Raw genomic sequence first — 13,626 nt, forward strand, 5'->3', positions numbered from 1 at the left:
CCTTTTTTTACATTTTATCGCATCGCAAAGCAGTGGAGGAAAGCAAGATGTTTGGCTTGAATTGGCTGAAGTCGTCCGTGCCTGCGGGCAGGACGCAAAAGGAGAAGGCGGGGATCCAGTTCCTTGCTTCGCTCCTCGTATGCTATCCCGAAATTCATGCGGCGCGCTATGAGCCAAAGCAGGAAACACTCACGATGGATTTTCTGCTCAAGGGGGATATCTTGCAGGAGAAATTCGAGCATTTCGCAAAGCTTCTTGATGAGAGCATCACGACGTATCATGTCCTGCAGGACGGGCTTTCCATTGAATTTTCACTTTCGGGTGAGAGTTACGGGGATTCGATGGCCGTACTGCACATCATGCGCGATGTTTTTTCGATCAAGCGCGGAGAGCTTACGCTCATGGCAGATCTCTTCCTTGATTTTTTTGATGACAGGCTCGTTGTCGATGATCATGAGCCTGGCACGCTTGCAGAGGATTTCCTCGATATGCAAAGCGAGATCCTCGATCAGATTCTGAGTCAAGTGTCGGAGCTTCACCTGCGTTCTCGCATGGTGGGAATCCGTGAGGGCGATCGCGTCGTCGTGTATGATCGCTGACAAAGAAGGGATAGCATGCGCATTTTGATGGTAGGGGATGTCGTCGGGCGGACGGGACGGCGTGCATTTCGGAAGTATACGCCTGTGCTTCGAAAGGAGCGGGGCGTGGATCTCGTCGTCGTCAACGGAGAGAACTCCGCAGGTGGGAAAGGCATCACGCGCAAGTCGCTCGATGAGCTTTACCAAGGAGGAGCCGACGTCGTGACCTCTGGAAATCACATTTGGGACAAGAAAGATGTACTTGAGTTTGTCGACCAGGAACCGTTTCTCATTCGTCCTGCCAATTATCCAGACAGAACGCCGGGCAAAGGCTGCTGTGTCTACCCGTTCAAAGCGAAGAACGTCGGCATCCTGAATCTTTCCGGCCGCGCTTTTATGCCTGCTCTTGACGATCCATTTCAAAAGAGCGAAGAGCTCTTGCGCGAGCTCTCGGATTCAGCCGATATTCTGCTGCTCGATTTTCATGCGGAGACGACCTCTGAAAAGATGGCCATGGGATTTTATCTCGATGGGCGCGTCCATGCTGTCGTCGGAACACATACGCACATTCAGACGGCAGATGAACGAATCCTGCCGAAGGGGACGGCGTACATCACCGACCTCGGCATGACGGGAGCGTGGAACTCTGTGCTCGGCGTCAAGACAGAGCTCATCCTGCGGAAATTCCTTACGGCAATGCCTGTTCGCTTTGATGTTGCCGAGGGCCCTGCTGTCTACAGCGGCATTCTGCTCGAAATCGACGATACGACGAATCGGACACAGTCCATTGAACGCATTATGATACGCGAAGAGAAGGCGTAATGTATTCATACGGAAAAAAGGGTTTTTCCGCTTGTTGACGAATTTATGAAAGAAATATGAAACGAGTGGTTCGACGTAGTAGCAAGTTTTTTGCTTGTATGTGCTATGGGAGTGAAACAGAATGGCAAGTGATTTGCATACACATACGACGTACTCGGATGGCAGGCTGGCGCCAGAGGAACTCATCGCAGCAGCTAAGAAGGTGGGACTCTCTTACCTTGCGATTACAGATCATGATACGGTGGAGGGAATCAGTCATCTCTATGAAAATGGCCTTTATCCGACACGTGGGATCCGACTCATACCTGGCATTGAATTCAGTGCGCATCATCCGTCTAATGAAGTGCATATCCTAGGCTATAATATCGATATTTATCATGCACCGATGCTCGAACGGCTCAATGACATCACGGAAGCGCGTTGGACGCGGTTCAGCGAGATCATAGAGAAGCTCAATGCGCTCGGCTATGAGATCAGCGAGACGGAGGTGCTCCTGCTTGCAGATGGGAGCAAATCGATCAGCCGATCGCATATTGGACGTGCACTCGTCAAGCGCGGGTACTTTGATACGATCGGTGCGGCATTCGATGCCTTGATCGGATATGGAAAGCCCGCTTATGTCGAGCACTATCGTCTTGAAATCGATGAGTGCATCAATCTCATCAAGTCGGCTGGCGGAATACCCGTCTTGGCCCATCCGATTCTCGTCGAGGATGATGCGCTCGTCGAGCGCATCTGCCGTATGGGAATTGAAGGGATCGAGGTGTTTTATCCGAAGCATGATGCGGAAGCGACGAAGCGCTATCTAGCGATGGCGGAGCGTCATGGGCTGCTTGTCTCGGGCGGATCGGACTTTCATGGAATTCCGACGCGCCTGCCGCAGAATCTCGGCGATTTTACGATTGAGGACAAATGGGCGGAGAAATTCTACCGCCCCGTGCAAAAGCTTTGAAAGGGTGGACGAGATGGATGTTCTCGCTTTGGTCGGCCCCAGTGGTACGGGAAAAAGCCATCGTGCACTGATCGTCGCGCATAAGCATGGCGCGGATGCCATCATCGACGACGGCATATTGATTAAGGACGGAAAGATTGTCGCAGGTCATTCGGCGAAGAAAGAACAGAGCAAGATCATGGCAGTTCGTCGCGCGATCTTCATCCTGCCTGGGCATGCCGAAGAGGTGCGCAAGGCCATTGAGAAGGTGAGTCCCCACCGTATTCTAGTCCTTGGCACGTCCGAAAACATGGTGCATAAGATCGCGAAGATCTTGCAGCTTCCTGCAATTGCACAAATCATTCATATTGAAGACATTGCGTCGAAGGCAGAGATGGAAAAGGCGCGGTTCTACCGGCTCAAGCAGGGAAAGCACATTATTCCCGTGCCAACCATCGAGCTAAAGCCGCACTTTTCAGGCTATCTCATAGATCCGCTTCAAACGCTCTTCAAGCGCTCCTCGACGCGGCGGCGCAGGCTTGGCGAAAAGTCCATCGTCCGTCCCGTGTTCAGCTACTATGGGAAACTTAGCATCGATGATAATGTCGTCGAGAACATCGTGCGAAGTGAGATGAAGCGCAATCATCCGATCAATAAGGTCAGCCACATCCAAGTCCGACACCTCTTCGTCGGCGATGAGGATCGTGGGCTCAAGATTTCGTGCGAGGTTGTGTTATCGTATGGGAATCATATTCCGACGCTCATCGAGCAGGCGCAAAAGCGCGTGCGCGAGTGTGTTGAGTACATGACGGGCATGATCGTCCACGAGGTGGATATCGGCGTCAAGGCACTTTATGTGCAGGCATGAAAAAGGCTGTCGCCTATGTGGCAGTCTGTTTCATGCATCCGCAATATTTATGATGGAACCTTTGTAACATTTATTTTGTTGTTTTTCGAGCACTATGGTATACTAGTCATAAGAATTCATTCATCTTGTTATTCGGCTAATAAGGAGTGATTTTCATGCAGGGACTTACGAATTATATGGAAGAAGTCGTCGAGCGAAATCTCGATACGATCATGGCGAAATTTCCCAATTGCTGCAAGTGCGAGGAATGCCGCAGGGACATTGCCGCACTCGCGTTGAACAATCTGCCGCCGCGCTACATTTCCTCCTTCAAAGGCGACATTTTTGCACGCGTCAATGAGATGGAGGTACAGCATCTCGTTGAGGTTATCCAGCAGATCGCGCAGGCAATCAAGATCGTTACGGCACATCCGCGTCACAAGGTGAAGAGTGAAGCGGAGGACGCTGCAAAATAAACGTGCTAGATTGCGCAAGAGAGAAAGCCCTCTTATTCCCCAAAATACCGTCCTGCTGCCAAAGCTTCAGTTGTCGGGAGGATTGGGCAAAGGGATGAGAGGGCTTCTTTGCACCTGTTTCATGAGCGTTCTGGGATGAGGATAGTATTGCATTCGGATATGGTGCAGTGGCCTGCATTAAGTTTTTTTATGCTTGGCGAGGAAATTTTCGATGCGGGCGAGTGCTTCTGAGATCTTGTCGATTGAGGTTGCGTAAGAGCAGCGGACGTGCCCTGCGCCGCAGACACCGAATGCGCTTCCGGGCACAAGTGCGACATGTTCTGCTTTTAAGAGTTCCTCGGCAAATTCCTCATCCTGATAACCCGACGGTGTGATGTCAGGAAAGATGTAAAAAGCACCCTTGGGCTCGAAGCATGGAAGACCTATCTTCGTAAAGCCATCGTAGATGAGGCGGCGCCGGCGATCATACTCGGCGACCATTTTTTTCATGTACTTTTCGCCTCGGCGGAGTGCTTCGATTGCTGCGAGCTGTGCCGTAATCGGAGCGCAGAGCATCGTGTACTGATGAATTTTTGTCATGGCGGCGATGATGGCTTGATTGCCCATCGCATAGCCGATTCGCCAGCCCGTCATCGCGTATGCCTTGGAAAAACCGTTCAGAAGGATCGTGCGCTCCTGCATGTTGGGCAGGGAAGAGAATGCGATGTGTTTTTCGTCACCATAGGTGAGATCGCCGTAGATTTCATCCGATATGACGAGTAGATCATGCTTTTCAGCGAATTTCGCGATGGCGAGGAGATCGGCGCGTTCCATAACAGCGCCGGTTGGATTATTCGGGTATCCGATGAGGAGGACGCGCGTCCTGTCCGTCACGTATTGCTCCAGCTCGTCTGGCGTGATGCGGAATTCGTTTTCGAGTTTCGTGGGAACGGATACTGGAACACCGCCTGCGAGAATCGTGCATGCCTGATAAGAGACGTAGCATGGCTCGGGGATCAAGACTTCATCGCCGGTGGCAAGGACCGCGCGCATGGCGAGGTCGAGCGCCTCGCTGACGCCGACGGTCACAAGAATGTCGGTTGCAGGGTCGTATCTCGTCTCGTATTCCTGCTCGTAGTGGTACGCGATTTCCTCGCGCAGCTCCATCATGCCGCGGTTTGCCGTGTAAGAGGTGTATCCGCATTCGAGACCGTAGACACAGCTCTCGCGGATCGTCCACGGCGTGATGAAGTCGGGCTCGCCGACACCGAGCGAGATGACGTCTTTCATCTGTGCGGCAATGTCGAAAAATTTGCGGATGCCGGATGGCGCAATGGACTGTACGGAAGGAGATAAGCGGCTGCTCCAATCGCGTGATTCAATCATGGGGTCACCACCAATCTGCGGTCGCGTTCCTCATCGTTCATGATGGCGCCGTCTTTTTTGTAAGGCTTCAGTATAAAGTGGCTGCGCGTCTGTGTGACGCCTTCGATCGTCGAGAGGCGTGTCGCGACGAAATTCGCGATGTCCTTTAGGGATTTTCCCTCGATAATGGCCATGAGATCAAAGCTGCCGCTCATGAGGTAGACGGTGCGCACTTCGTCAAAGCGGTAGATGCGCTCGGCAATCGCGTCGAATCCGACCTCGCGCTGCGGCGTGAGGTTGATTTCGATGATGGCAGTCACCGTCTCTTCGCCGAATTTTTCCCAGTTGATGACGGTGTTGTAGGAGAGGATGACCTTGTCTTTTTCAAGCTTCTTGATGTCCTGCTCAACCTCGTATTCGCTGCGGTGTAGCATGGAAGCAATCTCTCCAATAGGGCGCCGTGCATCATGCTCCAAAAGCTCCAGTATCTCTTTCATGCGGAGTCTCCTTTTTCAAAGATGGATGAAAATAGCCTGAAATTATCATATCATAATTAAGCCAAAAAGAATAGAAACATAGCAGAAAAAAGCACCCTAAGCAGGGTGCTTTTTCGCAAGAAATGGAATTCTTACTTGATGAGCGCCATGATTTCTGGTGCACGGCCATCGGAACCAAGGACGGCTTTGATCTTGTGTTCGACGAGTTCCTTGATGTAGGAGCGGCCATCCGCAATATACTGACGTGGGTCGAAATGCTCCGGATGGAGATCGAAGTGCTCACGGATCCCAGCCGTCATAGCGAGGCGCAGGTCGGAGTCGATGTTGATCTTGCAGACAGCGGACTTTGCCGCCTTGCGGAGTTGATCTTCGGGGATGCCGATCGCATCGGCAAGCTTGCCGCCATGCTCGTTGATGATCTTGACATACTTCGGAATGACCGAGGACGCACCATGAAGAACGATCGGGAAGCCTGGAATCTTTTTCTCGATTTCAGCGAGGATATCAAAGCGAAGGTCTGGGGGAACGAGAACGCCATCCGCATTGCGCGTGCACTGCTCTGGCTTGAACTTGAATGCGCCGTGGCTCGTGCCAATCGCGATGGCGAGAGAGTCAACGCCTGTCTCCTTGACGAACTCCTCAACCTCTTCCGGCTGCGTGTAGGAAGCCTCGTGTGCGGCAACCTTTACATCGTCCTCGATGCCGGCGAGCTGACCGAGCTCTGCCTCGACGACGACGCCATGCTCATGCGCATAAGCGACAACCTCCTGCGTGCGCTTGATGTTTTCCTTGAATGCATAGTGCGAGCCATCGAACATGACGGAAGTGAAGCCTCCATCGATGCAGGACTTGCACGTCTCGAAGTCCGGACCATGATCGAGGTGCAGCGCGATGGGGATATCGTTGACTTCGAGAGCAGCCTGTACGAGATGCACGAGATAAGCATGCTTTGCATACTTGCGTGCGCCTGCGGAGCACTGCAGGATGATTGGGGAGTTCAGCTCAGCGGCTGCCTCCGTGATGCCCTGCACGATTTCCATGTTGTTGACGTTGAAAGCACCGATTGCATATTTGCCTTCGTGTGCCTTCTTGAACATTTCCTTAGTTCCGACTAATGGCATGGTTCATTACCCCCTACTAATGTAAAGCGAATCGAATAACCTAGTTCATTATAGCATAAAACGGATTGAAGTGTATAGGTCTAGCCATCAACTTCTAATGAGAATTTATTTGTTGATGTGCTATCGAAATAATGATATAGTTAGTATGGATAGTAGTGTAAGTTTGTCGTTCGGGAGGGACGCAAAAAAGATGTTTAAGTTCAAACAGAAGGACAGCGAGTTCTTTGATTTGTTTGTGGACAGCGCTCGTTACTTTTATACCGGTGCACTCATGATGGACGAAGTCATGGCTGACTACAATAAAGCGAGCGAAAAAATCAAACAGATCAATGAACTGGAACATCAGGCGGATGCCGTAAACGATAAAATCATCGATAAGCTGAATTTGACTTTCATCACGCCAATTGATCGTGAAGATATTTACGCGCTTGCCAATGGGCTTGACGATGGAGTGGACTACTTGCAGGGCACGCTCCAATGCCTTGTCATGTATCGGACGGGCAAGGCGATGACGGGGGCCGTGAAGCTTACAAAGCTTTTGATCGAGAGCACGGAGGAAATCATTCGGGCATTTTCCTTGCTGAAGGACATTCGCCGCAATCAGGCGCAGATCCTCGATGCGACACATAAGATTTCAAGCCTTGAAAGCGAAGGTGATCGCGTTTACCGTCACGAGGTCGCATACCTTTTTGACAAGGTTAAAGATCCGATTGAGCTGATTAAGTGGAAGGACATACTCGAAAAACTCGAAGACACGCTTGATCATTGTGAAAGTCTCTCGGATATGATTCGAGGGGTGGTCATGAAATATGCATGATCTGCAGCTTTTGCTTTTTACCGTCATCGCGCTCGCACTTCTTTTCGATTTCATCAACGGATTTCACGATACGGCAAACGCAATTGCGACTTCTGTCTCGACGCGTGCAATCCATCCGAGTCATGCGATCCTCATGGCGGCAGGACTCAATTTCCTTGGCGCCATGTACAGCACGGGCGTAGCAAAGACGATCGGTGGGGATATCGTCAAGTCGGCGCAGCATGTCGATGAGCACATCATCGTCGCGGCGCTCTTCGGCGCTGTTATATGGAATCTCCTGACTTGGTGGTTTTCCATGCCGTCGAGTTCGTCACATGCGCTTATCGGCGGCATTATTGGTGCAGTGCTCGTTTCCGTTGGATCGGACGGGCTGAATTTTTACGGCATTGGCAAGATCATTGTCTCGCTCATCGCTTCACCGCTCATCGCCATTGTGACAGGCTGTATCATCATGATGGTGCTCTTTCGTGTTTTTGGACGGTTCAGTCCGTCCGCTATCAACGGAAAATTCAAGCGAATGCAGATATTATCCGCAGCGATGATGGCGTTTTCGCATGGATCGAACGACGCGCAGAAATCGATGGGGATTATCACGCTCGCGTTGCTGTCCGGCGGTTATATTGATGTGTTTGAGGTGCCGACTTACGTCAAGCTGCTCGCTGCTACCGCGATGGCATTCGGCACGGCAGTTGGGGGGTGGCGCATCATCAAGACGATCGGCGGAAAGATATTCAAGCTGGAACCGATTTCCGGCTTTGCGGCCGATCTCAACTCTTCGCTCGTCATTTTCTCGGCGACGCTTCTCCATCTTCCCGTCAGCACGACGCATGTCGTCTCAGGCTCGATCATGGGCGTTGGAACGGCAAAACGCGTGAATGCAGTCCGTTGGAGCGTCGCGCAGCAAATGGTCTTGGCGTGGATTCTGACGATCCCCTGTACGGCTGTCATGGGCGCGATTGCTTATCAGTTCGTTTGTTTTGTTTTTGGCAAATAAAATGATCCCGAGAAAGTATGGATTCTCGGGCTTTTTCATATCACGATATCCGATTGACCGTTTTTGAGGAGGGTATTTATGTTTATCAATATTCGTCGCGAAAAGTTTTTGCCACCTGCGACGTTTCCACAGGATGTGGCACCTCAGTATCAGCATGCCTTCGGAAGCCCTATCGTCGCGGTCAAGCTCGACAATGCACTGCACGATCTGCAGACGCCCGTCGGGCAGGCGCGCAGCCTCGAATTTGTCGAGCTCGAAAGCGAGGACGGCTGGATCATCTATCGTCGCTCCGTTGCATTCCTTTTGATTATGGCGGTGCAGGAGCTTTATCCGGAAGCGGAGGTGGTTGCAAAGTACCGTGCAAACAACGGGCTTTACTGCGAAGTCAATCTGCCCAATCGATCATTGACAGAGGAATTGGCAGCGGCAATCGAACGAAAAATGCGTCAAATCGCAGAGCAGGATCTTCCGATTGAAAAACGCATTATGGGGCGCGAGGATGCCGTACGGCTGTTCAAGGATGCCAAACAGATCGAAAAGGCAAATCTCATTGCAGGGCTTGAGAAGGAAACGGTCAGTGTCTACGATTGTGCAGGATATTACGATTATCTGTACGGTGCGATGGTCGGGCGTACGGGCGCGCTTAAGCGCTTTGCCTTGGATCTCTTTGGCGCGGGCGTCCTGCTTCGCACACCGGACTGCCATAGCAATGGAAAGATCCCTGCATGCAAGGTGCAATCGAAACTCTCTGCTATGCTCGCGGAAGCGAAACAGTGGGCAGACATATCGGGCTGCCGCTACGTGACCGATCTCAATCGCATCATTCGTTCGGGACATATCGGGGAGCTTATCCGCGTCTCGGAAGCATTGCAGGAGAAGTGTATTGCACGTATTGCCGATACGATTGCATCGAAGCGAGAGGGACTTCGCCTCATCTTGATTGCAGGACCGTCTTCATCGGGCAAGACTTCTTTCGCACAGCGCCTTCGCATTCAGCTCAAGGTCATGGGGCTTGCGCCCGTGTCCATCTCGCTCGACGATTACTTTAAGAACCGCATCGATACGCCGAAAACGCCGATGGGAGAGTATGACTATGAATGTCTCGAGGCACTCGATGTAGCGGCGTTCAATGCGGATATGACGGCACTGCTGCGCGGAGAAGCGGTCGTGCTTCCGCATTACAATTTTCTCACGGGGAAACGCGAGTGGGTGGAGCAGCGCGAGCCACTTTCGATTCGCGCCGACCAGCCAATCATTGTCGAGGGCATCCACGGACTCAACGAAATGCTCAGTGCGTCCGTCCCACGGCAAAATAAGCTTAAAATATATGTCAGTGCACTTATACAGCTCAACATCGACGCGCATAACCGCATTTCGACGACGGACGCGCGTCTCCTGCGCCGCCTCGTACGTGACCACCAGTTCCGCGGTGCAGATGCGCTCAAGACGCTGAAACAATGGCCGGACGTGCGGGAGGGAGAGGAGAAGTACATCTTCCCGTTCCAAGAGGACGCGGATGTCATGTTTAACTCGGCGCTTCTTTATGAGCTAGCTGCGCTGCATCGCTACGCCGTTCCAATGCTCAAGACCGTAACGCCCGACGTGCCAGAGTATACGAAAGCGCGTCGCATCCTTGATTTCTGTCAGTATTTCCTCGATATCCCCAATGAAGAAGAAATCCCGAATAACTCGATTTTGCGCGAGTTTATCGGGAAATCTGTGTTCTTTGATTGAGGATCGATGTTCGTTTATTGAAGTGCCGTTTTCAGCGTCCGCATGTTCTCGCGCATGGTCGTGAGATACGCATCGCGGGCGCTTTCGTTTGCCTCGCCGGTGACGACGGGGTCGAGCGTGTAGATTTTGGCACCCGTCTCGCGCGCGATGGTTTCGGCGGCACTCGGCGAATACTGCGGTTCGGTGAAGAGCACCTTGACGGGCAGTGCGTTTACCTGTGCGATGGTCTGTTCAAGCTCGGTCGGTGTTGGCTCGGTGCCGGGCTCGCGTTCGATGACGCTGATGATATTCAGTCCAAATTCCTTTGCGAAGTAAGGGAATGCCTCGTGGAAGGTCACGATGTCCTTGTGTGGGACGCCGTCGAGTGTCGCGTGCATTTCCTGCTTGAGTGCTTCGAGCTTTTCCAGGTAGGCCTTGCTGTTCGCCTCGTATGCATCGGCGTGCTTGGGGTCTGCTGCCTGAAGCTGCGCGGTGATGTTTTTGACTTGCTCGATTGCCGCTGTGACGCTGAGCCAGACATGCGGGTTTTCCTCGCCGTCCTCCTGCAGGAGTTCGATGCCCTTTGAGGCATCGATGATGCGAAGGTTCTTCTTCTGCTGCATGGCCTTGTCGAGGAAGCTTTCCATGCCAGCTCCATTCACGACGAATGCATCAGCCGTCTCAAGGGTTTTCATGTCCTCAATCGTGAGCTGGTAGTCGTGCAGGCAGCCCGTCTGCGGCTTTGTCATATTCGTGACCGTGACGCCGTCGATGCCTTGTGTGATGTTGATCGTAGCGATGTACATCGGGTAGAATGAGGTGACGATATGGAATGTATCGCCTTTTTCCGTGCTGCTTGATGTACGGTTCGTGCCATTGGATGCACCGCATCCTGCGAGCAGCAGCACAGCAGACAGCAGGGCAATCAGGCAGGATAGGAAGCGGGGGATGTGTGTTGTGGTCATGGTAAGTCTCCTTATCGTTTCGTTGAGTAAGTGCCAATCGTCAGTTTGTTCAGCCACGGGAAAACCGTTCCGACTTGCCTGAAAATGGCTGCCGTACCTACGGCAAGCAGCAGGGTCGCCACGTAGAAGAGGATGGCGAGCGGGGCAGTCATGGTGCTGTGCGTATGCGCCATGAGGAGTGCGAGATACGTGATGGCGAGAGGGTGGGCAAGATAGGCAAAGTAGGAATGGCGGCCGAGCTGATGCAGGATAGGATTCAGGCATTTTGGATAGCGTTGGTAGGTGAAAATCGTAAAGAAGAAGAGTGATGCAGCAATCGTGTAGAAGATGCCTGCAGGGCATAGCTGATGCGCCGTATTGATTGCTTCAATCGGCGTGTAGCCTTGTGCGAGGATAAGATGGTAGTAAAAGGCGAGAAGGCAAGCGAGCGAACCCCAAAAGAAGAGCGTGATCCTGCCGCGCGCCCGCTGCATGAGTGCGTGGAAGGCATCGATGTGCACAGCGAGATGACCGCCGAGCAAGAAGATGAAGACGTAGTGCAGGATCCAGTAGTTGAGCCGATACATGAGAAGTGGCTTAAGCAGTGAGGTGTCTGGCAGAGCGTAAACGAATGTATTGAACGGAACGGAGAAACTCGACCAGTAGTCGAATGCGAGCTGAAAGAGGAGCAGTGCGAGCAGGAACGCCTTGTTTGTATGGCGTATGATCCGAATCCAAAGCGGCATTGCAAGGTAGAACCAAGTGAGGAGCACCAAAAAGTAAAGCTGATATTTTGCGACACCGAAGAAAAGCACGCCTGCCAGACGGAAGGGAGAAGGCAGTCCCGATCCGTAGAGAATCGCATCATGGATGAGGTAGAAGATCGACCAAACGAGATAGGGGATGAGAACCGTCTTGAAACGACGCGAGAGAAATGCGCGATACGAGAACGGCTTATGAAGGTCGAGGTTGTAGAAGAGACCAAAGGCGGAAATGAAGAAGAAAATCGGCACGCTGAAACGCGTGACAATTTCGAAGAGGGCAATGAGGTGAATGTTCGAGGCAGGGTTCATGATGTACTGAGATCCGACGTGAATGCCGATGACGCCCGTCATGGAGATGCCGCGGATGTACTCGATGGCAGCGAGCCGTGGTTTGCGTGGTGTGGGGTGCAGGGGTTCATTTGCAGGCTGTTCTTGCATGGAACGTGCAATCTCCTTTTACGATCATTGTGAGACGTATTTACGCGCCGAGGATGAAGTCGATACGGACGGTTGCCGTGACTGTGAGATTGCCGGCTTCAATAGGAGTCGCTGCATGCTTGGACGCCATCGCGAGATCGCCCGTAAGGGGACGTGAGATGGCGCCGTTCGTGCTCTCGCTGATGGACTTGATACCGATGACGTGCATGCCGACGTCCTTTGCGATCGTATTCGCCTTTTCCCGCGCATCCTTTACAGCGTGAAGCATCGCTTGGTCACGCGCCTTGCTCGTGTCGCACGAGAGAAATTCGAGCGAGTGGATCTCGTTGGCTCCGTTCGCGAGGGCTGCATCGATGACGCCGCCCACCGCATTCAGGTCGTGTACCGTGACCGTGACGGAGTTGCGCACGACGTAGCTTATCCGTGTGCTGCGGTCGTTTTCGTCCGAAGCTGTCATCGGGTAGAAGGTGTAATCGCTCGTCGCGAGATCCTTCCTTTGGATGCCGAGGTTTTCCATGGCAGCGAGCACTTCTTTCGTGCGCTTCGCATTTTCATTCTGCGCGGAGGCGGCATTTTCGTTTTCACTCATGACACCGACGGATATAGCCGCCATATCGGGGTAAGCCGCGCTTTCGCCCCGCCCCTCCACCGAGAGGATCGGCGGATCGGCAGAAGGGACAGCGGATGCGGCAAAAGCCTGTGACGATAGGGCAATCAAGAGCAGAAGGAATACGATATATTTTTTCATGACGGAGTCCTTTCTATAAGAATATTTTCATGCTATGATACACTGCATCTTAAGACATGGCACTAAACATGGCACTACAGGAAATTTACCCACTATCCCGTATGCACGGCGCTCAGTGCTCAGAGGTCTTCGTGCACTTCGGTGAAGTAGATTACTGTGACGACATCTTCCATGAGGATACGGCGCCTGTAGATGCGTTCGAAGTCTTCGATGAGCTCTTCGCGGGAGTTGATTTCGGGATTCTGATGGCCGAGGTCGCTGCTCGTCAGCGTACCCATCGTCTTGACGCGCACTTTGTCGAGGAATGCGGTGTAGAGCTTGTGCTTTGGCTCTCCCTTCACGCCCGTCGTGACCCATACGATAGAGTTTTCAGGGAATTGCGCACTGACGTCGCCGAGGCGGACGGTGCAGTTTTTCGTGCGCTCTATGAGCATTTTTTTGTGTTTGGCTGCTTGAAAGTTTAATGCCATCATCATGCGTTTCTCCTGTGCAATAAGACGAATAACTCTTCTTGCTGCTATTTCGATTTTCATATCCGATAATCCTGCCGTATTTCATAGATTGATTGGCTATTTTTATGTGTTTTCGCGGG

At 52.3% G+C, this 13,626-nt stretch carries 15 protein-coding genes; 8 read left to right on the top strand and 7 right to left on the bottom strand.

The window, feature by feature from the left end:
* Positions 1–47: 47 nt before the first annotated feature.
* The 5 genes from HMPREF1985_RS03675 to HMPREF1985_RS03695 all read left to right on the top strand — a co-directional run bounded on the left by HMPREF1985_RS03675 (position 48) and on the right by HMPREF1985_RS03695 (position 3,654).
* Positions 48–599 carry a hypothetical protein gene (locus tag HMPREF1985_RS03675; RefSeq protein ID WP_051349055.1) on the top strand — a complete coding sequence of 184 codons (552 nt, stop codon included), beginning with the start codon at positions 48–50 and terminating at the stop codon, positions 597–599.
* Positions 600–614: 15 nt separating this feature from the next.
* A complete protein-coding gene (locus HMPREF1985_RS03680) occupies positions 615–1,400 on the top strand; it encodes a TIGR00282 family metallophosphoesterase (protein WP_021771124.1) in 786 nt (261 codons plus the stop codon).
* A gap of 121 nt (positions 1,401–1,521) precedes the next feature.
* A complete protein-coding gene (locus tag HMPREF1985_RS03685; protein ID WP_021771125.1) occupies positions 1,522–2,352 on the top strand; it encodes a PHP domain-containing protein in 831 nt (276 codons plus the stop codon).
* Positions 2,353–2,365: 13 nt separating this feature from the next.
* Positions 2,366–3,199, top strand: coding sequence for an Asp23/Gls24 family envelope stress response protein (locus tag HMPREF1985_RS03690; protein ID WP_021771126.1), 834 nt, complete (start codon positions 2,366–2,368; stop codon positions 3,197–3,199).
* A 155-nt stretch (positions 3,200–3,354) separates the two neighbouring features.
* A complete protein-coding gene (locus tag HMPREF1985_RS03695) occupies positions 3,355–3,654 on the top strand; it encodes a late competence development ComFB family protein (RefSeq protein ID WP_021771127.1) in 300 nt (99 codons plus the stop codon).
* A gap of 177 nt (positions 3,655–3,831) precedes the next feature.
* On the opposite strand, the gene HMPREF1985_RS03700 is transcribed toward HMPREF1985_RS03695, so the two are convergent.
* From HMPREF1985_RS03700 to fba, 3 genes are all read right to left on the bottom strand, one after another.
* Complete coding sequence (locus HMPREF1985_RS03700; RefSeq protein WP_021771128.1) at positions 3,832–5,019, bottom strand: aminotransferase class I/II-fold pyridoxal phosphate-dependent enzyme; 1,188 nt, start codon at positions 5,017–5,019, stop codon at positions 3,832–3,834.
* The gene (locus HMPREF1985_RS03705; RefSeq protein WP_021771129.1) at positions 5,016–5,495 is read right to left on the bottom strand and encodes an Lrp/AsnC family transcriptional regulator; all 480 of its coding nucleotides are present in this window, start codon (positions 5,493–5,495) and stop codon (positions 5,016–5,018) included. The genes HMPREF1985_RS03700 and HMPREF1985_RS03705 overlap by 4 nt, the downstream gene beginning before the upstream one ends.
* 131 nt (positions 5,496–5,626) lie before the next feature.
* Entirely contained in the window at positions 5,627–6,616 is a 990-nt protein-coding gene (gene fba / locus HMPREF1985_RS03710) for a class II fructose-1,6-bisphosphate aldolase (protein WP_021771130.1), read from the bottom strand.
* 190 nt (positions 6,617–6,806) lie between these two features.
* Here fba and HMPREF1985_RS03715 point away from each other — a divergent pair, with 190 nt between their 5' ends.
* The 3 genes from HMPREF1985_RS03715 (at position 6,807) to HMPREF1985_RS03725 (ending at position 10,161) form a co-directional block, all read left to right on the top strand.
* Positions 6,807–7,433, top strand: a complete 627-nt coding sequence (locus HMPREF1985_RS03715) for a DUF47 domain-containing protein (RefSeq protein WP_040636973.1) — start codon at positions 6,807–6,809, stop codon at positions 7,431–7,433.
* A complete protein-coding gene (locus tag HMPREF1985_RS03720; protein ID WP_021771132.1) occupies positions 7,426–8,427 on the top strand; it encodes an inorganic phosphate transporter in 1,002 nt (333 codons plus the stop codon). Before HMPREF1985_RS03715 ends, HMPREF1985_RS03720 begins: the two co-directional genes overlap by 8 nt.
* A 78-nt stretch (positions 8,428–8,505) precedes the next feature.
* Positions 8,506–10,161, top strand: coding sequence for a nucleoside kinase (locus tag HMPREF1985_RS03725; protein ID WP_021771133.1), 1,656 nt, complete (start codon positions 8,506–8,508; stop codon positions 10,159–10,161).
* A gap of 14 nt (positions 10,162–10,175) precedes the next feature.
* On the opposite strand, the gene HMPREF1985_RS03730 is transcribed toward HMPREF1985_RS03725, so the two are convergent.
* The 4 genes from HMPREF1985_RS03730 to HMPREF1985_RS03745 form a co-directional block, all read right to left on the bottom strand.
* The gene (locus HMPREF1985_RS03730) at positions 10,176–11,105 is read right to left on the bottom strand and encodes a metal ABC transporter substrate-binding protein (RefSeq protein WP_040636975.1); all 930 of its coding nucleotides are present in this window, start codon (positions 11,103–11,105) and stop codon (positions 10,176–10,178) included.
* Positions 11,106–11,116: 11 nt separating this feature from the next.
* Positions 11,117–12,286 (bottom strand): acyltransferase, encoded by a 1,170-nt coding sequence (locus HMPREF1985_RS03735; RefSeq protein ID WP_021771135.1) that lies wholly within the window; start codon positions 12,284–12,286, stop codon positions 11,117–11,119.
* Positions 12,287–12,326: 40 nt separating this feature from the next.
* Positions 12,327–13,034: an SIMPL domain-containing protein gene (locus HMPREF1985_RS03740; RefSeq protein WP_021771136.1), complete on the bottom strand. Its 708-nt coding sequence runs from the start codon at positions 13,032–13,034 to the stop codon at positions 12,327–12,329.
* A 119-nt stretch (positions 13,035–13,153) separates the two neighbouring features.
* Positions 13,154–13,507, bottom strand: coding sequence for an ASCH domain-containing protein (locus HMPREF1985_RS03745; protein WP_196805321.1), 354 nt, complete (start codon positions 13,505–13,507; stop codon positions 13,154–13,156).
* Between the last annotated feature and the right edge of the window lie 119 nt (positions 13,508–13,626).

It is taken from the genome of Mitsuokella sp. oral taxon 131 str. W9106, assembly GCF_000469545.1.
Lineage (GTDB): Bacteria > Bacillota > Negativicutes > Selenomonadales > Selenomonadaceae > AWVT01.